Origin of the sequence: Craurococcus roseus (genome assembly GCF_039523795.1) — a bacterium.
Taxonomy (GTDB): domain Bacteria; phylum Pseudomonadota; class Alphaproteobacteria; order Acetobacterales; family Acetobacteraceae; genus Craurococcus; species Craurococcus roseus.
Window position 1 is genome coordinate 29,990 of sequence record NZ_BAAAFZ010000029.1, and the last position, 21,344, is coordinate 51,333.

Below are 21,344 nucleotides of genomic sequence, written 5' to 3' on the forward strand. Positions count from 1 at the left end.
CCCGCGCCAGCGCCGCCGCGGTGTCCGGCGTGCCGGCGACCGTGGCCCGGACCGTCACCCCGGCGCGGGCGAAACGCGCCGCCACCGCGTCGAGCAGCGCCGCCTCGCCGCCGCGCAGGTGCGCCGCACCGGTGACGTCGAGCAGCAACCCGTCCGGCGGGTCCACCGCCGGCAGCGGCGTGACGCAGAGCGCCCAGAGCGCGAGGCGCCCGAGCCACGCCGCGTCCGCCTCCGGCTCGGCGGGGCGCAGCGCCACGTCCGGTAGGATCGCCTGCGCGTCCGCCAAGGCCTGTCCAGGCCGCAGTCCGGCCTCGAACGCCGCCGGGTCCACCGCCGCCAGCACCCGCTTGCTGCCCTCCGTCGTCCAGACCGCGAGCGGGCCAGGGAGGCGCAGGCGCTCGGTCGGCAACCAGGGCAGGTGCAGCGCCAGGACGCGGCGGCGGGCGGCGTGGGGCGTCGGCGTCGGCAGCGCGAGTTGCGCCGCCGCCGGCGCCGGCCTCGGCTCGACGCCGCCGAGCGCGGGGGGGCGGCAGCAGCGCCGCCTCATCGGTGCGGCGTCCGGCAGCGAAGCCGACGCGGCGGCGGGCCGTCCGGACCGAACCCGCAAGCGGATCGGGCGGGGCGCGCCTTTCGGACAAAGTCCGGTGGTGGGACGGAGGCGCGGCGCCGTTCGGACGAATTCCCGGGGCGCGGTGGAGGCGTCGCGCCGTTCGGACGAAACCCGATGATGCGGCGGGCGCGTCGGGCCGCCCGGGTGGAATCCGGTGGCTGGACGGCGGTGCCGCGCCGTCCGGACGGAACGCCGGGACGCGGCGGAGGCGTTGCGCCGTTCGGACGAATTCCTGGGACGCGGCGGAGGCGCCGCGGCGTTCGGACGAATTCCCGGGGCGCGGCGGGGGCATCGCCCCGTTCGGACGAAACCCGCAAGCGCGGCGGAGGCGGTGCGCCTTTCGGACGAAATCCGTGGGGAGGGGCGGAGGCGATGCTGCTTCCGGACAAAATCCGCGGGACGCGGAAGGGACGCCGTCGCGTCCGGACGAAGGCCGGGCACGGGAGGGCAGTCGCCTCGCTCGACCGAAGCCCGCGGGCGCGGCGGGGGCATCGCGCCGTTCGGACAAAACCGGGCGGGACGGCGGGGGCTCGTGCGGGGGGCGCGCTCAAGCCGCGGGATCGCCGGGTCGGCGGCGCTCCGGGCGTCGCGCGGCAGGTTCCTGCCCGTCCGGTCCTCATCGGCGGCGCGCGGTGGCGGCGGCGCGGACCGGGCGTGCGGGCTGATCGGCTTCGGTGGCGTCCTCGTCCCGTTCCAGCCGCTCCGCCGCGCCGCGCCAGACGACGCGCCAGTTCGCCGGCCTGCCGCCGCGGCAGCGCAGCAGGTCGAGGCTCCAGCGCGGGTCGCCGAGGTCGTGCGCCGCGGCGCCGCCGGTGCCGGCGAGGGCGCCGATCCGCCAGCGCGTCAGGGCGGCGGAGGCGCCGCCGCCCGCTTCTTCCTCCTCGTCCGGGCGGAGGAGGAGGCCGACCGCGCCGCCGGCTTCGGCGGCCAGTTGCAGGCGGCGCGCGGCGGTGAGGTCGAGCGAGCGCAGCACCAGGAGGGCGCCGGCGACGCCGGGGCAGCGCAGCGCTTCCTCCATCGCCCAAAGGCCGTCCACCGGGCGGGGCGCCTGCACCAGCACGAGGTCCGCGGGCGAAAGGCCGAAGCGGGCGAGGCCGGGTGGCCAAGCGTCCGGCTCGGGCGCGATCCACAGCACGGTGCCGCCCGCGCGCGCCAGCACCAGGGCGCAGAAGCCGGCCGCGGCGCCGGGTTCGGCGGCCAGCACCTCGTGCACCGCGGCGCGGGACAGCCCGCCGCCGGGGAGGGCGGCGTCCACCGATTCGCACAAGGGGATGCCCTGGCCGCCGTCCGCCGCCGCGCCGCCGCTCCGGTCCAGCCGCGCGATGCGGGCGCGCAGCGCCGAAATCAGGGCGGGGCGGTCCATGTCGCGGTCGGGCAGGCTATGATCGGGAGGTTGGCGCATGGGACCGCGTGGCTGTGTTCACGTTATGTTCGTTGAACGAAGCGGGTTCGGTCAAGCACTCCCTTTCGCGAAACGCCCGCGGATGCCAAGTGCTGTCGAAAACCGGCCGTGGGCATCGCCCGTTGGGGAGACCTTGAGCGCGCGCGCCATCCGCCACCACATCACCGGACCGCCCGGGAGGACCCATGACGGCCGATTCGCAACACCCCACCCTGGTCCCGGTCGTGGACGGATTCGCCGGCGCGGTCGGCCAAACGCCGCTGATCCGCCTGCGCCGCGCTTCCGAGGCGACGGGGTGCGAGATCCTGGGCAAGGCGGAGTTCATGAACCCCGGCGGTTCGGTGAAGGACCGCGCGGCGCTGGGCATCATCGAGGACGCGGAGCGGCGCGGGCAACTCGTGCCCGGCGAGCCGGGGACGGTGGTGGAGGGCACGGCCGGCAACACCGGCATCGGCCTGACGCTGGTGGCGAACGCGCGCGGCTACAAGTCGATCATCGTGGTGCCGGAAACGCAGAGCCGGGAGAAGCTCGACTTCCTCCGCATGATCGGCGCCGACCTCAGGCTGGTGCAGCCCAAGCCGCTGCGCGACCCGGGCCACTACGTCAACACCTCGCGGCGCATCGCCGAGGAGATGGCGGCGGGGGGCGAGCGGGTGGTCTGGGCAAACCAGTTCGGCAACCTCGCCAACGGCGAGGCGCACGAGAAGACGACGGGGCCGGAGATCTGGGACCGGACGGAGGGGCGCGTGGACGCCTTCACCTGCTCCTGCGGCACCGGGGGCACGCTGGCCGGCGTGGCGCGCTTCCTGAAGGGGAAGAAGCCCGGCGTGCGGATCGTGCTGGCGGACCCGATGGGCAGCGGCCTCTACTCCTGGGTCAAGACGGGCGAGGTGAAGGCCGAGGGCAACTCGATCACCGAGGGCATCGGCCAGGCCACCGCCGTGCCCGGCAACCTGGAGCCGGCGCGGGGCGTGATCGACGACGCGGTGCAGGTGCCGGACCCGGAGGCGTTGGAGCAGGTGTTCGACCTGTTGCAGCACGAAGGGTTGTCGATCGGCGGCTCGGCCGGCATCAACGTGGCGGCCGCCATTCGAGTCGCGCGCCAGATGGGGCCCGGCCATACGGTGGTGACGATTCTCTGCGACGGCGGGGCGCGCTACCAAAGCAAGCTGTTCAACCCGGAATTCCTGCGGGCGCGCGACCTGCCGGTGCCGTCCTGGTTGGCGTGACGGGAGTCGGGAGACCCTGATGGAACTGTTCGAACTCGCCCGCGCCATCCGCGCCCGCGACCCGGCCCGGCCCACCTGGCTGGAAGCGCTCACCTGCTACGCGGGGGTGCAGGCGGTGCTGGTGCACCGCTTGGCGCACGCGCTCTACCGCGCGGGGTGGCGGACCGCGGCGCGGATGGTGTCGCACACCTCGCGCTTCGTCACCGGCATCGAGATCCACCCCGGCGCCAGGATCGGCCGGCGGCTGTTCATCGACCACGGCATGGGCGTGGTGATCGGCGAGACGGCGGAGGTCGGCGACGACGTGCTGATCTACCACGGCGTCACCCTGGGCGGCCTGAGCCTCGACGCTTCCGGGCACGGCGGCAAGCGACACCCGACGGTGGGCGACGGCGCGGCGATCGGCGCCGGCGCGCAGGTGCTGGGGCCGATCACGGTGGGCGCCGGGGCGCGGATCGGCGCCAACGCGGTGGTGGTGGGCGACGTGCCGGCGGGCGCGAGCGTGGTCGGCATCCCGGCGCGGCCGCCGGGGGAGAACCGGGTGATGCCCGCGCCGCCCTTCGCCGGCGGCGCCTCGCCCGGCTACGGCCTGGGCGAGAAGCCTTGCGACCCGGTGGGCGAGGAGATGGCCGTGTTGCGCGCCGAGGTGGCGAACCTCAGGGCCGAGATGGCGGAGCTGCGGCGGCGCAGCGCTGCGAACGACGTGCGCGCGGCGGAGTAGCGGCGGTGGGGGAGGGGGCGAAGACCTCCTCCGACTCGCTGCCTTGTCCGTTCTGGTCGGCCGCTTCGGATGCGGAGGGCGCGGTTCGGGCGTCGGCGCGGGGCGGTGTGCCCTTTCCGTCGTGGCGGGGTGAGCGTTTCCGCCCCTTTTCCGACCGGCTCGACCAACCAAGTGACCCGCCTCAGGGAAAGAGGAGACACCGCGCATGGCCACCATCCACCGCACGGCCAAGGCTGCTTGGCAGGGCACCGGCAAGGAGGGCACGGGCCAGCTTTCCACGCAGAGCGGCGTGCTGAAGGACGCCCGTTACGGCTTCCAGACCCGCTTCGCCGACGGGCCGGGCACCAACCCGGAGGAGCTGATCGCCGCGGCGCACGCGGGCTGCTTCACCATGGCGCTGGCCTTCCAGCTCCAGGGCGCGGGCCACACGCCGGAGAGCCTGAACACCGAGGCGCGGGTTTCCATGGAGCAGGAGGGGAGCGGCTGGGCGATCAAGGCCGTCGCGCTCAAGCTGCAGGCCAAGGTGCCCGGGTGTGGCCCGGACGAGTTCCACAAGCTGGCCGAGGCGGCCAAGGCGAACTGCCCGGTGTCCAAGGTGCTGAACGCCGCCATCACGCTCGACGCCACGCTGGGCTGATCGGCGGGCGACAGGGAGGGACCGGGTCCGGCGCGGCCCGGCCCCTCCCAGGCCGCGTCAGCTATCGAGGGTGATGTTGTTGTCCCGGATCACCCGGCCCCACTTGGTGACTTCGGCGTTGAGGAAGCGGCGGCACCGTTCCGGGCCGCCCGCCGCCACGTCCGCGCCCTGCTCCTCGATGCGGCCGCGGATCTCGGGCGTGGACAGGACCTGTTGCATGGCGTCGTTCATGCGCCGGAGGATCGGCTCGGGCGTGCCGGCGCGACCGAGCATGGCCCACCAGGTCGGCGCCTCGAAGTCGGCGAAGCCCTGCTGGGCGAAGCTCTTCACGCCGGGCACGTGGCGCGTCTCGACGGCGGTGGTGACTCCGAGCGGGCGCAGCGCGCCGGATTTGATGTGCTGGCTGATGATGACGACGTTGGACATGAACAGCGGCACTTGGCCGGACAGGGCGTCCTGCAAGGCGGGCCCGCCGCCACGGTAAGGCACGTGCGTCAGTTTGAAGTCGCCCTGCTGCTGCAACAGCGTCGTCGAGACGTGCGCGAGGCCGCCGATGCCCGAACTCGCGTAGCTGATCGTGTCCGGCGCCGCCTTGGCGGCTGAGACGACCTCCTGGAAGCTTTTCCAAGGGGTGCTCTGGTGGGCGACCATGGCCAGGGGGCCGGTTGCGACCAAGCTGACCGGGGCGAAGGCCTGCATGAGGCGGTAGGACAGGCGCATCACCGTCTGGTTGGTCGCCTCGTTGTCGTAGGCGAGCAACCAAGTATGGCCGTCCGGCGCGGAGCGCGCCGCTTCGGTCGCGCCCACGGAACCGGACCCGCCGCCCCGATTCTCGATGACGATCGGGCGCCCCAGCACCTCGGAGAGCTTCGGCTGGATGATGCGGGCCATGGTGTCGGTCGAACCGCCCGGCGGGAAGGGCACGATGAGGCGGAGCGGGCGCTCCGGCCACGCGGCGTTCTGTGCACGCAGGACGGAGGGCGCGGCGAGGGCGGCGGCGGTCAACCCGAGGACCTGACGGCGGCGCATAGGAACCCCTGCGGAATGAAGTCCCCGGACGATGCCGTGGCCGCCTATGCCGCGTCAACTTGAAAGCGAATTCGTCTAGTAGCTTTCTACAATGTTTCAGTTTAGGGAGAACACGGAGCCAGTGGTCGGGGCAGCAGGGCCTTGGCGCCCCGCTGCCGCACGCCGTCTTCAGACCTCCAGGAAGCTCCGCAGCCGCCGGCCGCGGGTGCCGTTCTGGAGCTTGCGGAGCGCCTTGGCCTCGATCTGCCGGATGCGCTCGCGCGTCACGTTGAAGGTGCGGCCCACCTCCTCCAGCGTGTGGTCGGTGTTCATGCCGATGCCGAAGCGCATCCGCAGGATGCGCTCCTCGCGCGGCGTAAGGTCGGCCAGCACCTTGGAGGCGGCCTCTCGCAGGTTGGTCTGCGCCACCGCGTCGAAGGGCATCACCGCGTTGCGGTCCTCGATCAGGTCGCCGAGGCGGCCTTCCTCCTCGTCGCCGATCGGCGCTTCGAGGCTGACCGGCTCGCGCACCAGGCGCTGCACCGTCCGCACCTTGTCGAGCGGCATGCCGAGCTTGTCAGCCAGCTCCTCCGGCGTCGGCTCGCGGCCGCTCTCCTGCGCCAGGCGCCGGCCGATGCGCGCCACCTTCACCACCGTTTCCGTCATGTGGACGGGCACGCGGATGGTGCGCGCCTGGTCGGCGATGGAGCGGGTGATGGCCTGCCGGATCCACCAGGTCGCGTAGGTGGAGAACTTGAAGCCGCGGCGCCAGTCGAACTTGTCGACCGCGCGCATCAGGCCGATGTTGCCCTCCTGGATCAGGTCGCCGAACATCAGACCGCGGTTGCGGTACTTCTTGGCGATGTGGACGACGAGGCGCAGGTTGGCGCGCGTCATCTCCTCCTTGGCGCGGCGCATCTCGCGCTCACCGCGGCTGACTTCGGTGTGGACGCGGCGCAGTTCCGGCGCCGGCAGGCAAGCATCGCTCTCCAGCTTGGCGACCTCGGCGCGCACCTCCTCCAAGCCGCTCCGCAGCGTGTTGAGGCGGGCTTGCGTTTGGCGACGCACCTTGGCGGCGGCCTTCGCCATCCGCTCCACGGCCTCTTCGCTGCCGTCCCAGAGCGACAGGAATTCCTCGCGCGCCATGTTGGCGGCGAGCGCGAGGCGCAGCGCCCTGCCGTCCAGCGCCACCAAGCGGCGGTTGGCCGCGCGCAGGTTGCCGACCAGCTCCTCCGTGCGGGCGGGGCGGAGGCGCAGGTCCTTGACCAGACGCGCCAACTCTTGCCGGCCGGCGTGGCGGGCACCCTGGTTCTTGAGACGGCGCAGCTTCTTGCCGGCGTCCAGCGCGGCGGCGAAGGCGGCCAGCGTTTCGGGCTTCAGGCGCTCTTCCAGCGTGGTGTGCGGCGCGTCGGGGGCGGCGGCCTCGCCCTCGTCGTCGTCGCGGCCCACGGGGGCGTCGGCGGCCATCGCCTCCAGCTCGATCACCTCGCGCAACGGCAAGCGGCCCTGCGCCACGGCGTCGCGCCACGCGGTGAGCGTGTTGAGGGTCATCGGGCTTTCGCCGAGCGCCGCCAGCATGGTGTCCCGGCCGGCCTCGATGCGTTGGGCGACGGCGATCTCGCCTTCGCGAGTCAGCAACGCGGCGTTGCCCATTTCGCGCAGGAAGATCCGGACCGGGTCGTCGGTGCGGCCGAGCAGGGCGGTGTCGACGGCGGTGGCGCCGGACTCGTCCTCCTCCTCGACGCGCGCCACGGAGGCGGCGGCATTGGGCACCTCGTCGTCGGCCGCTTGGTCGCGCTCGGCCTCGACTACGTCGATGCTCAACTCCTCCAGCACGCCGGAGCCCTCGTCGATGTCTTCTTGCGAGACTTGGCCGGGCGGCAGCGCGGCTTCGAACTCGTCGCGCGTCACGCGTCCGCGGGCACGGCCTCGCGCCAGCAGCTCGGCGAAAGCCGGCCAGCGCACCTCCAAGGGAAGCGTTTCCGCGTCCCCGGTCCGTTCCGTGGCTCCATACGTGAACATGCCATCCATCCGCCGACCCGCTCCCGCTTCTGGGCCCGGACTCCGGACGAACTCCCCCTCACCACGACGGCCAAAAGCCCGCGGGGGCGGGCTTGCCGGTTCCGTCCGGTAGAGGGGAGCGCGCCGCCGGGCGCGTCATCCCACATTAATAAACCTACATGGCCCCGCCGGACACCCACTTTCGGCGCCGCGAGCAAGGTTTGTTGGCTTAACTCAATAAGTTGGTGCGGCTTCCTGCCAACCACAACCCCAGATGCGCGATTCGCCTGCGAATGCTTTCTACGCTCCTGACGCCGGGTTCCAGGCGCACCAATTATCAACAGAGCGCAGGAGGCGGACATGGGTTCTGAGAAGAACGCGGGGCAAATTGAAACGGCGACTCTGGGCGGCGGGTGCTTCTGGTGCCTGGACGCGGTCTACCGCGGCCTGAAAGGCGTACGCCGGGTCGTTTCGGGCTACGCCGGCGGGCACCTGCCCAGCCCGACCTACGAGCAGGTCTGCGGCAAGGGGACCGGCCACGCCGAGGTGGTGCAGGTGGAGTTCGACCCGGCGGAGCTTTCCTTCGCTGACCTGCTGCGGGTGTTCTTCACCATCCACGACCCGACCACGAAGGACCGGCAGGGCGCCGACGTGGGGCCGCAGTACCGATCGGTGGTCCTGTTCCATTCGGAGGAGCAGAAGCGCACCGCCGAAGCGGTGATGGCCGAGGTCGCCCGGGCCGGGGTCTGGGACGGGGCGCCCGTGACGGAGCTCGTGCCCTTCACCGAGTTCTTCCCGGCCGAGCCCGAGCACCAGGACTATTTCGCCCGCAATCCTTGGAGCGGTTATTGCCGAGCGGTGGTCGCGCCCAAGGTGCAAAAATTCCGCAAGACATTCGCCGACCGCGTGAAGCGGCCGGCGGCCTGACACGGGGAGACCGGACGCATGGCCTTCTTCAAGCGCGAAACCGCCGCGCCCGCCGAGACCTACGAGGTGCAGAAGCCGGAGGACGAGTGGCGCCGGGAACTGTCGCCCGAGCAGTTCCGCGTGCTGCGCGGGCACGGCACGGAGCGGCCGGGCTCCAGCCCGCTCAACGGGGAGAAGCGCCCTGGCACCTTCCTTTGCGCCGGTTGCGGGCAGGCGCTGTTCGACGCCGGCGCCAAGTACGAGAGCGGCACCGGCTGGCCTAGCTTCTACGCGCCCATCGGGGAAGGCGCGGTCGGTACCCAGACCGACCGCAGCTTGTTCATGACGCGCACGGAGGTCCATTGCGCCCGTTGCGGCGGGCACCTCGGCCACGTCTTTCCGGACGGGCCGAAGCCCACAGGCCAGCGGTACTGCATGAACGGCGCGGCGATGCGATTCGAGCCGCAGGAGGGCTGACCGCCTGGACGGCGACGCCGTGCGGGAGGCCGGGGCCTTCCCCGTCTCCGCCGGCGTGCTGTTCGGCCTGGGCCCGGGCGGATTCGTGCTGCAATGGCACCACATGCTGGCCAGCGCCGGTTAGCCGGCCGACGGCGTGGCCGACCTCGAAACCGGCACCCTCGCGGACAGCCTTTCCACGCCAGCACCTACGCCTTCGTCCCCGCGGACCTCGCCGTGGCGGGGCGCGCGGCTGGCGCGCCTGGGCCGGCCGGGCGAGCTGCTGAAGGGCTTCGGCCTGTTCAACTCAGCGGAAGGCGCGGTGGACCGCCACCTGCCCGGTATCCACCGCGTCAGCGAGGCCGTGCCGCTCTACCAGCGGGTTCACTGGGACAGCGGCCCGTTCCTTTGAGGCGCCGCCATGCTCCCCGGCGGCCGGTTCCTGCCGTGGGCGGGCAAGGGGGAACGTCCGTTGCCGGGGCCGCCGCGCCTGGGCACCGTTGAGCCGCGGCCCTAGCCTGCGCCGGTTCACCACCGGCGAGGAGGCTTTGAAACGATGCTGCCGTGCCAGCGGGCGCTGTTCGATATCCCGCGCGATGTTTGCTACCTGAACGCCGCCGGCTGGAGCCCGCTGCCCTTGGCCGTGCAGCAGGCCGGGCGCGCGGGCGTTGCGCGCAAGGGACGCCCTTGGGAGTTGGCGCCGGACTTCGCCGCCGCGCAACACGAGCGCGCCCGCGCGGCGGCGGCCCGGCTCATCGGTGCCGACCCCGGCGATGTCGCCCTCGTCCCGTCGGTGGGCTACGGCGTGGCCACGGCCGGCAAGGCGCTCGGCCCGCTCCCTGCCGGCTCGCGCGCGCTGGTGCTGGAGGACGACCATTCCTCGCCGGTGCTGGAGTGGCTGACACGCGCCCCCGCGGAGGGCTTCGCCGTGGAAACGGTGCGGCGGCCCGGCGACGGAGACTGGGCCGCGGCGTTGCTGGACGCCATCGAGCGGCCAGGCGCGCCGCCGGTGGCCGTCGCTTCCGTGTCGTCCGTGCACTGGTCGGACGGCGGGACGCTGGCGCTGGAAGGCGTTTCCCAGGCGTTGCGCGCGCGGGGCGCGGCGCTGGTGGTGGACGCGACCCACGCGGCCGGCGTGGTGCCGACGGACGTGGCGGCGCTCGATCCCGACTTCCTGGCGTTCCCCACCTACAAGTGGACGCTCGGGCCTTACGGACGCGCCTTCCTCTACGTGGCCAAGCGTCGGCAGGGGGAAGGGGCCTTGCCGCTGGAGCAGACGGCGCACGGCCGGCGGGGCGTCGCGGCCGACCGGGTGCCGTACCTGCGCGACCTGTCCTTCGCGCCCGGCGCGCGCCGCTTCGACATGGGCGAGCGCGACCACTTCGTTTCGTTGGAAATGGCCGCGGTGGGCATGGAGATGATGGCGGCCTGGGGCGCCGATGCCATCGCGGCGCGGCTGCGGGCGCTGACGGACCGAATGGCGAAAGGGCTGAACGACGCGACGGGCGGCGGCGGCGTGCGGCTGGCGGTCGCGGAGCCGCGGCTGCGGGCGCCGCACCTCCTGTGCCTGGAACTGCCGGCAGGGATGCCCGAAGGGCTGGTGGAGCGGCTGGCCGCGGAAAACGTCCACGTCGCCGCGCGCGTGGGCCGCGTGCGCGTCAGCCCGCACGTTTACAACGACGAAGGGGACGTGGACCGGTTCGTCGCGGCGTTGCGGAGGCTGTTACAGTAGGCGGGCCGAACCGCCCCGCGGCGCGGCAGGACGGCGGGGGACGGCCATCCCGCCGCGTGCGCCGGCGGCCGGCCACCGCCGGGCGCGATCGGAGCGGTCGCGCTCAAAGGCACCAAGCCGCGAACACGACGACCCAGAACAAAATCGATGACGCCAGGCCGACGAGGATCCCCTTCGCCGGGGCCAGTCCGTCGACGCCGCCCGGCTCCCGGTCGAAGCGGCCGCTGTCGTGGTGCTCGCCTGGCAGGGTCCCCTCCGCGGCTACAAACGGCATCGCCACACGATGGCCCGAGCTCACTAACAACTTTATGGCGATAACCCGCCGAATAATCAACCACAGGGCGGCAAACACGTATGGTTCTATGAAGATGTAACTAGGTTGTGTTTCACAATAGCCTTAATTGCGTTCCAACAATGCATGGCGGACAAACCGGGCGTGTGGTCTCTGCGGCTGCTTGCGTTTGCGACTCGATCAGGGTCCGGATGAACAAAAAGCAAGAAACCAAGTCTTGAGTTCTTGGGACGATCGTTTCGGGTGTAGTAAGCCGCTGCAGGCCGCCTTTGGCGGTGCCGGCGATGGAGCGGGAGCGTGATGCACGTGCGGAACTTGGCGTTCGACAGCCCGCAACCACCGCCGGAGGCGCTTAGCGGCCCGGAGCGGCGCCACGGCGGCGTTTGGTCAGTCGTGCTGCGCCCGGCGTCGAAGCGCGCGATGGACATCGCCCTGTCCGCTGCGATGCTCCTCGTCCTGTTGCCGGTGTTCCTGGCGATCAGCGCTATCGTTGCGGCCGATGGCGGGCCCGCCTTCTACTCCCACAAGCGCGTCGGGCGGGGCGGCCGGACCTTCGGCTGCCTCAAGTTCCGCAGCATGCGCACCGACGCCGACCGGCTCCTCGCCGAGCTCCTGGCCCGCGACCCTTCGGCCCGTGCCGAATGGGAGGCCACGCGCAAGCTACGCCGGGACCCGCGCGTGACGCCGATCGGGCGCTTGCTCCGCGCCACGTCGCTGGACGAGCTGCCGCAGCTCCTCAACGTGCTCCGGGGCGACATGAGCCTCGTCGGTCCGCGTCCGGTCGTCCAAGAGGAACTGGACCAGCACTACGCGCCGGCGGCGGCCACCGCCGACTACCTCTCGGTCCGCCCAGGCGTCACCGGCCCCTGGCAGGTGAGCGGCCGCTCCGACGTGGACTACCGCCAACGCGTCGCGCTCGACTCGCAATACGCGCGGAATCCTTCGCTGCGCAAAGACATCATGCTCCTGGCCCTCACCGTGATCGTGGTGCTGCGCTGCCGGGGTGCTTACTAGCGGTCCGGCGGAGCACGGGCCGGCTCCAGGCTGACCACGGTCAGCCCGCAACGGGTCTGAACGCCTTGGCGGGCGCGCCGGTCGACCAGCCGGCACCGACTGGGTCGGGCCTGGGCGGCGCCACCGCTTCAGGCCCCGCGGCGCGGCTCGCGCTGGGAGAAGAGCCTGACATAGGCGCTGCCGGTCCCGGCGAACGACCCGCGCGAGAGCTTGCCCGGGAAGCCCGCGTTCGAATCCCAGTAGGTCTGGTACAGGACGTCGTGGTCGTCGAACCACGCCTTGACCCGTTCGAGGATCGGCTCGGCGTTGTCGGTCGTGACGCCCCACTCGGAGTACGCGGTCGGCTTGCCGCGCCCCGCCGCGAAATCCTGGTGCCACCGGAGGCCGTGGTCCCCGCTGAGCATCTTGTCCCAGGCTTCCAGCGGGTCCGGCGACGTGTATTGCAGGTGCCAGTAGAAATCCATGCCCACGACGTCGACATGGGCATCCCCCGGGTAGCAGCGTTCCGGATCGGTTTTGCTGGCGCCCATGTTGACGTTCCACTCGAAGCGGAACCTGTTCGACACCGAGCGGAAGCTGTCGACGAACTGCCTGAACGCGTTGACGAAAGCCCGTTCCCGGCCCGCCGCGGACCACGGGAACCAATCGCCGTTGAACTCCCAGCCGGTGCGGATGAACACGCGGTCGTCTTGCGGCCGAAACGCCGCGAGCTTCCGGGCGGCCCTCTTGTAGACGGCGTTGTGGATGCCGTTCGCGGCGTCGTCGAGGGCGCGCCGGTCCCTGGCGGGGACCAGGGGCACCGACCAGAACACCGGCCGGTCGATCCGCGACCATAGCTCGATGAACCAGCCGGGGTCCCCGATCTCGGCCCAACCGGTCCCGCCGGTGAAGCCGAGGACGCCGTCGACCTCCCGTCCGAGCCACTGTTCGAAAGCCGGGACGTCCTCCAGGGTGTTGCCGACGAACACGCCGAGCAAGGGCGGCTTCTTGTCGGTCGTCGCGCGTCCCCCCGCGGCGTCCGGCGACCGCGGTTGCGAGCCGGCGCTGCGGAGCGGGGCGGCCGCCCCCGCCAGCGCGAGCCCGATCGCTTGGCGACGGGTGGTGTCGCGCTCCGCATCCGTCATCGTCCCCTCCCGTCGCAAGCCTTCCGCCCAGGGCAGCAGCCCTGCCTCACGAGCGAGTACCCGGTCCCACCCGGACATGGCAGCTTAGCCCTTCATGCCCTTCCCGCCGACGGGGGCACCCGCGCGATGCGCACGGGCCGGTCCGCACCAATCGATCAGGTGCCGCCGCATGGCGGGGGCGGCCGCGGGAGGCGGGCGGCTCGTCCTGGGCCGCGAAGCGCTCAAAGGCTGAAACATTTCATAATAGCACAGCTTACAATCTCGATCAAGAAACGATTCCGCGTGCCCGCAAAGGTGAAATAATGTATAACCTACGGTAGATGAAACCTTAATGTTATCACCGTAGGAGAGAACGCCTCATGACCAAGCTCGGTGTGTTCATCGGCAACCTTCCCGCGGACCTGAAGCAGTTCGAGGGCTGGCTCGGCAAGCCGGTGGACGGCGTCCTCGGTTTCACCGGCAGCCAGAGCTGGGGCGACGCGGATCCGGGGTGGCAGCTCACCTCCGGCTTCCTCGGCGGCACCGGGCGGCACATCAACTGGTCGATCCCGGCCTGGCCCGACAGCGGGGGCGTCGGCGCCATGCGCGAGGTCGCCAACGGGCAGCACCGCGACAAGCACACGGACTGGGCGCAGAAGATCCTCGCGTCGCGTTCGGGCGACGGCGACCCGATCTACGTCCGCACCACCTGGGAACTGGGCGGCGAGTGGTTCCCCTGGACCGGCCACGCCAAGGAGGACCCGGAGGCCTACAAGAAGGCGTTCGGGCAGTTCGCCGACGCCTTCCACGACGTTTCGCCGCGCTTCAAGATCGTTTGGGACTTCGTGCCCGACCGCGGCGAGGTGACGCAGTGGTACCCGGGCGACGAGGCCGTGGACGTGATCTCGCAGGACGTCTACTGGCACACGCAGTACTCGGGCACCGACCCCGTCGCGGCCTTCGACCGCGCGGTCAACGGCATGAGCCGCGGCCTGGCCTGGGTGGCCGACTTCGCCGCGCAGCACGGCAAGCCGATCGCCATCAGCGAGTGGGGCGTGCCCGGCGACGGCTACGACGGCGCCAAGTACATCGAGCTGATGCAGGCGTGGATGGAGGAGCACAACGTCGTCTACGCCGACTACTGGAACAGCAAATCCGCTTACGACGGCCTCCTGTCCGACGGCGGCCCATCGGCTTCGGCGGCGAAGCTGAAGCAGATGATGCAAGAGGGCATCCAGAACGGCGGCACGGTCCCCACGCCGACCGAACCGGACCCGGCGCCGAACCCCACCACCCCGCCGGCCAAGCCGATCGACGTGTCGGTCGGCAGCGGCACCGACACGCTGGTGCTGAAGATCAGCCAGGACGCCTACCAGGGCGACGCGCAGTACACGGTCTCCGTCGACGGCAAGCAGATCGGCGGCACGCTGACCGCCAAGGCGTCCCACGCCACGGGCGACTCCGACACCGTCACGGTGAAGGGCGACTGGGCGGCCGGGGCGCACACCGTCACCGTCACCTTCCTCAACGACGCCTACGGCGGCGCCGCCACGGCCGACCGCAACCTCTACCTCGACGCCGCCACGTACAACGGCACGGCGGTGCCCGGCGCGGTGAAGGCGCTGCTGGCCAGCGGCGGCGCCGGCTTCTCCTTCACCGAAGCGAGCGCGCCGTCGACGCCGCCGCCGGCGACGGGGACCGCTTCGAACATCGCCGTCGGCACCGGTTCCGACTCGCTGGTGCTGAAGATCTCGCAGGACGCCTTCAACGGCAACGCGCAGTACACGGTTTCCGTCGACGGCAAGCAGATCGGCGGCACGCTGACGGCCACCGCGCTCCACGGCAGCGGGAAGTCCGACACTGTCACGGTGAAGGGGGACTGGGCCTCGGGGAAGCACGACGTCGTCGTCACCTTCCTCAACGACGATTGGGGCGGCTCGGCCGCGGCCGACCGCAACCTCTACGTCGACAGCGCCAGCTACAACGGCGCGGCGGTGGCCAACGCGGCGCGCGACCTGATGGGCAACGGCGGCGCGGGCTTCTCCTTCACCGAGGCGGCCGCGACCACCGGGAACCTCGACTTGGCGGGCACGTCCGGCGCCGACGCCCTGGCGGGCGGGGCCGGGGCGGACCGGCTGCGCGGCCTGGGCGGCAACGACACGCTCTCGGGCGGGGGCGGCAACGACGCGCTGAACGGCGGCGCCGGCGCCGACAGGCTGGACGGCGGCGCCGGCAACGACTACCTGCTCGGCGGCGCCGGGGCGGACGTGCTCACCGGCGGCGCCGGCGGCGACCGCTTCGCCTTCCTGTCGGCGGGCGAGGGCGGCGACACCATCGCCGACTTCGGCCTCGCGGAGGGCGACCGCCTCGACCTGCGCGGCGTGTTCGCCGCCACCGGCCAGAACTACGCCAAGCTGGCGGCCGGCGGCTTCGCCAAGGCGAGCGCCGTGTCCGGCGGCGTGCTGGTCTCGGTGGACGCCGACGGCGGCGGCGACGGCTACGCCGCCCTGGTCACCCTGAAGGGCCTGACCCTCGCCAGCCTCGGGAACGACTTCCTGATCGCCTGACCGCCGCGAGCGGTCGGGCGGATGGGGCGGCGCGCGGCGGGTCCGCGCGCCGCCCCGATGCTTGTGAGGTCAGGCGCTGGAGTGGAGCGCCTGGGCCGGGGCGAGCGCCGGGGGCGGCGTGAAGGGCGGCGGCGCCACGAGATCCGGCTTCGCCGCGCCGAGAAGCCTGCGGAGAGAGCGGAAGCTTTCGGGCATGGCGAGCAGGCCGAGGACGTAGAGCGTCCTCGCCCAGCCCTCCGGACGGGGGTAGTGCCGCGACCGGAAGATGCGCCACGCGGCGCCGCGGCGGCGCACCAGCGCGTTCTCGATCACCGCGGCCCGCGCGATCTGCGAGAGCATCCACTCGCGCGCCCGCTCCTCGTCCGGCGCCAGGCCTTCCATCCGCTCCACCGCGTCGTAGAACTTCCAGCAGGTGTCGGGCTCGTTGAAGCGTTGGCTGGTGTTGACCATGCGGTACTGGGAGACCGTCCGGTCGATGAACGCGAAGGCGCCGGAGCCGCGGTAGGCTTCCGCGAGGCGGATGCCGAAGTCGGTGTCTTGCGCGAGGCCGATCTCCTCGCGGCTGCGATAGCCGACCCGGCGCGCGGCCTCGGCGTCTACCAGGAAGCCGTTGGGCGGTACGTGGCGCCAGAACGCGCAGGTGAGGAGGTCGCGGCGCAGCCCCGTCTGGTCCCGGGTGCGCTTCGCGTTGGCGTTGTCGCGCTCGGTCTCCTCCGGGATGAGTTCGCCGCGCTCGTCCGTGACTTCCAGCAGGCCGTACGAGATCACGACGTCGGGCGACAGCTCGAAACCCGCGTTGAGCGCGCTCACCGCGCCGGGCAGCAGGGCGTCGTCGTCGTGCAGGAGCAGGATGCGCCGCCCCCTCGCCTTGTCGAAGAGCTTCTGCACGCTGCGGACCGGCCCCAGCGACCCCTCGTTCCTCCAGTACCGGAGCGTGACGCCCGGCGGCGGCGTGATCTGCCGCACCAGCCGCCCGGTCTGGTCGTCTGGGGAGTTGTCGGAAATGTCGATCTCGAGGGGCCGGTGATCCTGCATGAAGCAGGTCTGCAGGCACGACAGGAGCAGCGACGGACGCCGGTAAGTCGGGATGCTGATGGTGATGAGTTCATCCATGGCAGCGGGTCCGGAGGTGCGCGTTGATCATGCCGCGTTCTCAACCATCCGGACGCGGCTTGCGAGCCAAAACCACCGGAGGGCGACGTACCGCCGTTCAAACACCCGCGAGTTCGATCTAACGCAGGAATGAAGGCGCCGTTCATCCGTTGCGCGGGACGCTGCAGCCGAAGGCGGGCGTCAAGCGGGACGAGCCTGCGCTGGCTCCGCCCCGCGTCCCTTCCGACGCCCGCCACTGTGACGGCAGTTGGCGCTGGGCCCCCGATCAGGCGTGGTCCGGCGCCCTAGGCCGCAACCGCGCGACCGACGTGATCAGGAGGATCGGGAACAGGATCGGCGCGAACTGCGAGTACGCGCCCGTGAACAGGAACAGCACCATCGCGGGCATCATGAGCGCCGACTGGCGCGGGGTGCGGTCGGCCGCCAGGAACAGCGCGAGGTAGGCGACGAGCCCAGGCAGCCCGTACTCGACCACGATCTTCAGCGGCGTGTTGATGTTGTAGGCGTAGGAGAGCTGCGTGTAGAGCCTCTCCGATGCGCCGGCCCCGCCGCCGATGAGCAGCGACAGCGGCGTTTCGTCCAGGACGTCGGCCAATGCCCAGAACGGCGTGACGAACCGGAGGTGCCCGCTGCTGCCCGGCGACGAAAACTCGCCGGCGCGGTTGACGAAGTAGTTGAACAGGTCGGGCTGGGTCAACGCGAGCACGCCCAGCGCGAAGGTGGGGACCACCAGGGCGACGATCCCGATCACGGCCCCGCGCGGGCCCATGCTGATGACCGCGCCGACGACGAACGCCCCCAGCACCATCCAACCCGTGCCGGAAATCGCCACGATGAGGCTGAGCGCATAGACTGCGAGGTGGCGCATCCGACGGAAGTAGACGAGCTCTATGCAGAGCCCCATCGCCGCCATCTGCGAGTAGATGGAAGCTTCGACCAGGAAGAAGCCGTTGGATTTGATCACCGTGCTGGCGCCGGCCGTCTGCACGGTGTTGTAGAAGACGTACTCTTGCGTGAACTTGATCGGGAAGCCGTAATCCGAGAAGGCGAACACGGAAACGCCGGCGAACTGCGCGAAGAATTGCAGTATGCCGGCCACGCCTATGAAGAAGATCCAGCGGTTGATCGCTCGGAAGAAGCGCTCCTCGTCCACCGGCTCGCGGAAGGCGAGCAGCGCGAAGGAGCTCAGCAGCAGGAACTGCGCCAGCGAAGTCCAACTGATCGCCGCGAGGCGCGCCGTGCTCCCCGCCATGGACACGATGGAACTGAGGCAGCCCATGACGGCGATGACCAGCAGCGCGACGACGCGGCGGCGGTCGAACACGAGGACGCCGCTGACCATCCAGTAGGCCCCGCACAACAAGCCGATCGGGGCGACGACGCTGAGCGGCAGCTCGCCTATCGGGATCGCGAAGCGCTGGAGCAGCAACGACGCCAGCAGGACCCAGACCGTGAAGCGGATCGCCCCATCGGCTGCGGCGGCGCTCCCCGGCGCGGCCGACGCGACGGGGTGGGCCGCCGCCACGCCGTCGAGGGCCCTGCGGACCGCGGCGTTCGGAGGGGGCCGCCTTCCGGACGCGCCGACGAACTGACTCATGCGGGGCCTCCAACCGACGCGCGGCCCGTCCGGGGCGCCCTCCCGGCCGGCGGGCGGGGGTGGCGGGAGGCGCTAGCGGCCACGGAACACGACCGAACCGACCATGGAAACGAGCCGGCGCGCGACGTCGCGCCTGGCCAGCGCGAGCAGCGCGGCGTAGACCGCCGCACCAAACGCGACGAGGACGGCGAGGCGCACCGGGCCCGGCAGGGAAGCCGGCAGCATCGCGCCGAGCGCCACCACGGCCCCCGCCATCGCCCCGGCCACGAGCGCGATCGAGGGGAGCCCGCGGTTCTGCGTCTTGATGCCGAGGCCGCTCGCGCGCCGCAGCATCCAAGCGTCCACCGGCCACGCGAGCAGGGACCTGAGGACCCAGGCGGCGGCCGCTACGCCGGCCGACGCGGCGCCCAGCAGAGGCCAAGCGAGCACGACGGCGGCTTCCACGAACTGGCCGGGCAGCGGGTAGAGCGGCCGCCCGAGCGCCGAAACCGCCGCCCAGGCGTAGAGCCGGACGAGGTGGATCATGGCAACGCCGCACAGCGCCACCACGACGGGCGTGGCTTCGAGCCACTTCGGCCCGAACACGACGGCCACCACCTCCGGCGCCACGGCGGCTAGGCCGGCGAAGATTGGGAAGCCGATGGCGCAGGTGGTTTCGGCGGCCCCGGCGAAGGCGCGCCGCAGCACGCGCGGGGCCTCGCCGAGCCGCGAGAAAAGGGGGAAGACCACCCGCCAAATGGCCGTCGTCGCCACGTCGCGCAGCACGTCCACGGCGCGGAAGGCGAGGTTGAAGTACCCGGCCGCGTGCGTCCCGAGCACCACGCCGACCTGGAGCATGAACAAGCGCGGCATGACCATGATCACCGCGTTGGTCCCCAGCGCGCTGAGGCCGTAGCCGAACAGGTCGCGGAACTCCTGCCGCCCGAAGCCGAACCGCGGCCGCTCGGGGGTGGCCGCCCAGAGCAGCACGGCCGGGAGCGCGACGGCGAGGACCTGCTGGGCCACGGGGGCCCACATCCCGCCGCCGAACAGGGCGATGGCGACCGCGGTGGCGCCGCCGACGAAGCGCCCGGCGAAGGAGCAGACCGCGAGGTCGCGGAAGCGGAATTCGCGCCTGTTACGGGCGATCAACGCCCCGGCCAAGCCCGATGCGGGCAGGCTCAGGCTCATCCAGCCCAGTGCGGCGGCCGCTTGCGGGTCGCCCACGGCGGCGCCGACCAGGTCGGCGCACAACCAGCAGAGGGCGCACAGCCCGACGCCCAGCCCGAGCGACACGGTGAAGGCGGTGTCGAAATGCCGCGTCCCGGCGTCGCGCCGCTGGACCAGCGCGTCCTGGAAGAGCATCTCTACCGGCAATGTGAGGAGGGAGACCAGGCTGAACGCCAGCGCGGCGCTGCCGAGTTCGGCGGGCGCGAGCTGGTGGGCGAAGACCACGAGGGTGACGAGCGAAACGGCCGTCATTCCGCCGCTTTCCAGGACGGTCCAAGCCATGGAGGCCGCCGTGCCGCGGCGGTCCGTCCGGGGGGCGGTGGTTCCGGCCGGCGGGGCCGCCGCGGGCCGGGTGCGTGGCTTCCGCCACCCGCGGGCGGCGGCGGCGCCACCCATGCGAAGGGATGTGTCCGTCATGGGTGGCGCGGGCCGATGTCCTGAAGAGCTCGGGTGGGTCGCCGCGAGATCGCATACGAAATCCGCGCGCGGACCGCGTGCATCGCGGTGGCTATGTGCCTAGCAGGCAAGTCCGGCTGGCGCTCGGCAATTTTTCTTGTTCGCCGCTCGCGGGATTTCGTGTGTCCGTTCTACACTGGGTTAAGCGATAATCGACCCACGACTGGCAGCGTTCCAGGGGAGTTTCGGAGTGTCACACGGACGGTTGGAGCACGGCTCGGCCCCTGGCATACCGGCCGCGCCGGGCGGGGCGCCGGGCGAGGTGCCGGGTGCCGATGGCGGCTTGGGCATGGTGGTGCCCACGCGCAACCGCGCCCACACCTTGCGCGTGGTGGCGCCCAGCTTCTACGCCCAGGAAGGGGTGGAGGAAATCGTCTTCGTGGACGACGGCAGCACGGACGACACCCAAGCGGTGCTGGCCGACCTCGCGGCGCGCCACCCCGGGGTGCGCACGGTGGTGTTGCGCAACGCCGAACGGCAAGGCGCTTCGGCGTGCCGGAACAGCGGGGTGGAGGCGCTGCGCGGCCGGTACGTCCTGTTTTGCGACGACGACGAGATGCTGGAGGCCGGATACGCCCGCACCTGCCTGCGCAAGCTGATCGAGCAAGGCGCCGGGGCGGTTTCCGGTCGTCGCGTGTACATGCTGGAAGGCGAAACGCCCGAAGCCGCCCTACGGCGTTTCGGGATGGGCATGCGGACGTCGGCGCCGTTCCGCTTTTGGCTGTGCGAGGTCGTCAATGGCGCGCGCTTCCAAGGGGACAAGGAACTTCCGTTCACCAATGCCGTGATCGTCACCCGGACGGAACTCGTGCGCCGGTACGGCTTCGATCCCGAATACGCCAAAGGCAACGGCTACAGGGAAGAAACAGATTTCCAAATGAACCTTTTCGTCAACGGCCACAAGATAGTCGTTACGAACGACGTGCATAGCATACACTTGAGCCCTTCGCGGGTTCGCACCGGCGGCCAGCGCGGCGCGCCGGCATTGGAGCGGATCCGCTGGTCCGTGCACTACACGGGCTACTTCTATCGCAAGTATTGGGCACGATACGCCGAGCGAGCCGGGGTCCGCCTGCCCATGTCCGTCGCCCTGGCTTGCTTCGCCGCCTTCGCCGCTTACCGCGAGTTCCTCCGCCCGCCTCTTTACCGGGCCGCCATGGCCTTGTTCGCAGCGCGGCGCCGGGGAACGGCCCGGCTGGCCCACCAACCGTGACGTCGACCATGGAAGCGGTTCTGTTGCGCCCGCCCTTGTCCGCGGCGACAGGCCCCGGTCGGCGCCGGGGGCGAGACG

General features: G+C 71.5%; 19 protein-coding genes. 10 read left to right on the plus strand and 9 right to left on the minus strand.

Going from position 1 to position 21,344, the window contains the following annotated elements; all coding sequences use genetic code 11:
• Both ABD067_RS11895 and ABD067_RS11900 read right to left on the minus strand, forming a co-directional pair.
• Positions 1-547 (minus strand): Y-family DNA polymerase (locus tag ABD067_RS11895; protein ID WP_456305246.1); only part of this gene is annotated, 547 nt, incomplete at its 3' end.
• 679 nt (positions 548-1,226) lie between these two features.
• Positions 1,227-1,973: an ImuA family protein gene (locus ABD067_RS11900; protein WP_343895512.1), complete on the minus strand. Its 747-nt coding sequence runs from the start codon at positions 1,971-1,973 to the stop codon at positions 1,227-1,229.
• A gap of 224 nt (positions 1,974-2,197) precedes the next feature.
• Between ABD067_RS11900 and ABD067_RS11905 the strand changes: the two genes are divergently transcribed.
• From ABD067_RS11905 to ABD067_RS11915, 3 genes are all read left to right on the plus strand, one after another.
• The gene (locus tag ABD067_RS11905) at positions 2,198-3,241 is read left to right on the plus strand and encodes a cysteine synthase A (RefSeq protein WP_343895513.1); all 1,044 of its coding nucleotides are present in this window, start codon (positions 2,198-2,200) and stop codon (positions 3,239-3,241) included.
• 19 nt (positions 3,242-3,260) lie between these two features.
• The gene (gene cysE / locus ABD067_RS11910) at positions 3,261-3,962 is read left to right on the plus strand and encodes a serine O-acetyltransferase (protein WP_343895514.1); all 702 of its coding nucleotides are present in this window, start codon (positions 3,261-3,263) and stop codon (positions 3,960-3,962) included.
• A 205-nt stretch (positions 3,963-4,167) separates the two neighbouring features.
• Positions 4,168-4,599, plus strand: a complete 432-nt coding sequence (locus tag ABD067_RS11915; RefSeq protein ID WP_343895515.1) for an OsmC family protein — start codon at positions 4,168-4,170, stop codon at positions 4,597-4,599.
• A 57-nt stretch (positions 4,600-4,656) separates the two neighbouring features.
• Here ABD067_RS11915 and ABD067_RS11920 read toward each other — a convergent pair whose 3' ends face one another.
• Positions 4,657-5,628 (minus strand): Bug family tripartite tricarboxylate transporter substrate binding protein, encoded by a 972-nt coding sequence (locus ABD067_RS11920; RefSeq protein ID WP_343895516.1) that lies wholly within the window; start codon positions 5,626-5,628, stop codon positions 4,657-4,659.
• A gap of 168 nt (positions 5,629-5,796) precedes the next feature.
• A complete protein-coding gene (gene rpoD / locus ABD067_RS11925; protein WP_456305247.1) occupies positions 5,797-7,638 on the minus strand; it encodes an RNA polymerase sigma factor RpoD in 1,842 nt (613 codons plus the stop codon).
• A 330-nt stretch (positions 7,639-7,968) separates the two neighbouring features.
• Here rpoD and msrA point away from each other — a divergent pair, with 330 nt between their 5' ends.
• The 4 genes from msrA (at position 7,969) to ABD067_RS11945 (ending at position 10,702) form a co-directional block, all read left to right on the plus strand.
• Entirely contained in the window at positions 7,969-8,535 is a 567-nt protein-coding gene (gene msrA / locus ABD067_RS11930) for a peptide-methionine (S)-S-oxide reductase MsrA (RefSeq protein ID WP_343895518.1), read from the plus strand.
• Positions 8,536-8,553: 18 nt separating this feature from the next.
• Positions 8,554-8,991 (plus strand): peptide-methionine (R)-S-oxide reductase MsrB, encoded by a 438-nt coding sequence (msrB, locus tag ABD067_RS11935; protein ID WP_343895519.1) that lies wholly within the window; start codon positions 8,554-8,556, stop codon positions 8,989-8,991.
• 136 nt (positions 8,992-9,127) lie between these two features.
• Positions 9,128-9,382: a hypothetical protein gene (locus ABD067_RS11940; RefSeq protein WP_343895520.1), complete on the plus strand. Its 255-nt coding sequence runs from the start codon at positions 9,128-9,130 to the stop codon at positions 9,380-9,382.
• A 144-nt stretch (positions 9,383-9,526) separates the two neighbouring features.
• Positions 9,527-10,702 carry an aminotransferase class V-fold PLP-dependent enzyme gene (locus ABD067_RS11945; RefSeq protein ID WP_343895521.1) on the plus strand — a complete coding sequence of 392 codons (1,176 nt, stop codon included), beginning with the start codon at positions 9,527-9,529 and terminating at the stop codon, positions 10,700-10,702.
• A gap of 103 nt (positions 10,703-10,805) precedes the next feature.
• Here ABD067_RS11945 and ABD067_RS11950 read toward each other — a convergent pair whose 3' ends face one another.
• Positions 10,806-11,054 carry a hypothetical protein gene (locus ABD067_RS11950; RefSeq protein WP_343895522.1) on the minus strand — a complete coding sequence of 83 codons (249 nt, stop codon included), beginning with the start codon at positions 11,052-11,054 and terminating at the stop codon, positions 10,806-10,808.
• 240 nt (positions 11,055-11,294) lie between these two features.
• On the opposite strand from ABD067_RS11950, the gene ABD067_RS11955 reads away from it, so the two are divergent.
• Entirely contained in the window at positions 11,295-12,008 is a 714-nt protein-coding gene (locus ABD067_RS11955) for a sugar transferase (RefSeq protein WP_343895523.1), read from the plus strand.
• A gap of 128 nt (positions 12,009-12,136) precedes the next feature.
• Here ABD067_RS11955 and ABD067_RS11960 read toward each other — a convergent pair whose 3' ends face one another.
• Complete coding sequence (locus ABD067_RS11960) at positions 12,137-13,132, minus strand: glycoside hydrolase family 26 protein (protein ID WP_343895524.1); 996 nt, start codon at positions 13,130-13,132, stop codon at positions 12,137-12,139.
• 359 nt (positions 13,133-13,491) lie between these two features.
• Between ABD067_RS11960 and ABD067_RS11965 the strand changes: the two genes are divergently transcribed.
• Positions 13,492-15,678 (plus strand): carbohydrate-binding domain-containing protein, encoded by a 2,187-nt coding sequence (locus ABD067_RS11965; RefSeq protein WP_343895525.1) that lies wholly within the window; start codon positions 13,492-13,494, stop codon positions 15,676-15,678.
• A gap of 69 nt (positions 15,679-15,747) precedes the next feature.
• On the opposite strand, the gene ABD067_RS11970 is transcribed toward ABD067_RS11965, so the two are convergent.
• The 3 genes from ABD067_RS11970 to ABD067_RS11980 all read right to left on the minus strand — a co-directional run bounded on the left by ABD067_RS11970 (position 15,748) and on the right by ABD067_RS11980 (position 20,014).
• Entirely contained in the window at positions 15,748-16,791 is a 1,044-nt protein-coding gene (locus ABD067_RS11970) for a glycosyltransferase family A protein (protein WP_343895526.1), read from the minus strand.
• Between the two features lie 265 nt (positions 16,792-17,056).
• Positions 17,057-18,388, minus strand: coding sequence for a hypothetical protein (locus ABD067_RS11975; RefSeq protein WP_343895527.1), 1,332 nt, complete (start codon positions 18,386-18,388; stop codon positions 17,057-17,059).
• 72 nt (positions 18,389-18,460) lie between these two features.
• Complete coding sequence (locus ABD067_RS11980; protein ID WP_343895528.1) at positions 18,461-20,014, minus strand: oligosaccharide flippase family protein; 1,554 nt, start codon at positions 20,012-20,014, stop codon at positions 18,461-18,463.
• 229 nt (positions 20,015-20,243) lie between these two features.
• On the opposite strand from ABD067_RS11980, the gene ABD067_RS11985 reads away from it, so the two are divergent.
• Complete coding sequence (locus ABD067_RS11985) at positions 20,244-21,266, plus strand: glycosyltransferase family 2 protein (RefSeq protein ID WP_343895529.1); 1,023 nt, start codon at positions 20,244-20,246, stop codon at positions 21,264-21,266.
• Positions 21,267-21,344: the final 78 nt, after the last annotated feature.

Excerpts from the sequence above, each read along its gene's own strand:
- ABD067_RS11900 (WP_343895512.1), bottom strand. The coding sequence starts at position 1,973 with ATGGACCGCCCCGCCCTGATTTCGGCGCTGCGCGCCCGCATCGCGCGG.
- ABD067_RS11905 (WP_343895513.1), top strand. The coding sequence starts at position 2,198 with ATGACGGCCGATTCGCAACACCCCACCCTGGTCCCGGTCGTGGACGGA.
- cysE (WP_343895514.1), top strand. The coding sequence starts at position 3,261 with ATGGAACTGTTCGAACTCGCCCGCGCCATCCGCGCCCGCGACCCGGCC.
- ABD067_RS11915 (WP_343895515.1), top strand. The coding sequence starts at position 4,168 with ATGGCCACCATCCACCGCACGGCCAAGGCTGCTTGGCAGGGCACCGGC.
- ABD067_RS11920 (WP_343895516.1), bottom strand. The coding sequence starts at position 5,628 with ATGCGCCGCCGTCAGGTCCTCGGGTTGACCGCCGCCGCCCTCGCCGCG.
- rpoD (WP_456305247.1), bottom strand. The coding sequence starts at position 7,638 with ATGGATGGCATGTTCACGTATGGAGCCACGGAACGGACCGGGGACGCG.
- msrA (WP_343895518.1), top strand. The coding sequence starts at position 7,969 with ATGGGTTCTGAGAAGAACGCGGGGCAAATTGAAACGGCGACTCTGGGC.
- msrB (WP_343895519.1), top strand. The coding sequence starts at position 8,554 with ATGGCCTTCTTCAAGCGCGAAACCGCCGCGCCCGCCGAGACCTACGAG.
- ABD067_RS11945 (WP_343895521.1), top strand. The coding sequence starts at position 9,527 with ATGCTGCCGTGCCAGCGGGCGCTGTTCGATATCCCGCGCGATGTTTGC.
- ABD067_RS11955 (WP_343895523.1), top strand. The coding sequence starts at position 11,295 with ATGCACGTGCGGAACTTGGCGTTCGACAGCCCGCAACCACCGCCGGAG.
- ABD067_RS11960 (WP_343895524.1), bottom strand. The coding sequence starts at position 13,132 with ATGACGGATGCGGAGCGCGACACCACCCGTCGCCAAGCGATCGGGCTC.
- ABD067_RS11965 (WP_343895525.1), top strand. The coding sequence starts at position 13,492 with ATGACCAAGCTCGGTGTGTTCATCGGCAACCTTCCCGCGGACCTGAAG.
- ABD067_RS11970 (WP_343895526.1), bottom strand. The coding sequence starts at position 16,791 with ATGGATGAACTCATCACCATCAGCATCCCGACTTACCGGCGTCCGTCG.
- ABD067_RS11975 (WP_343895527.1), bottom strand. The coding sequence starts at position 18,388 with ATGAGTCAGTTCGTCGGCGCGTCCGGAAGGCGGCCCCCTCCGAACGCC.
- ABD067_RS11980 (WP_343895528.1), bottom strand. The coding sequence starts at position 20,014 with ATGACGGACACATCCCTTCGCATGGGTGGCGCCGCCGCCGCCCGCGGG.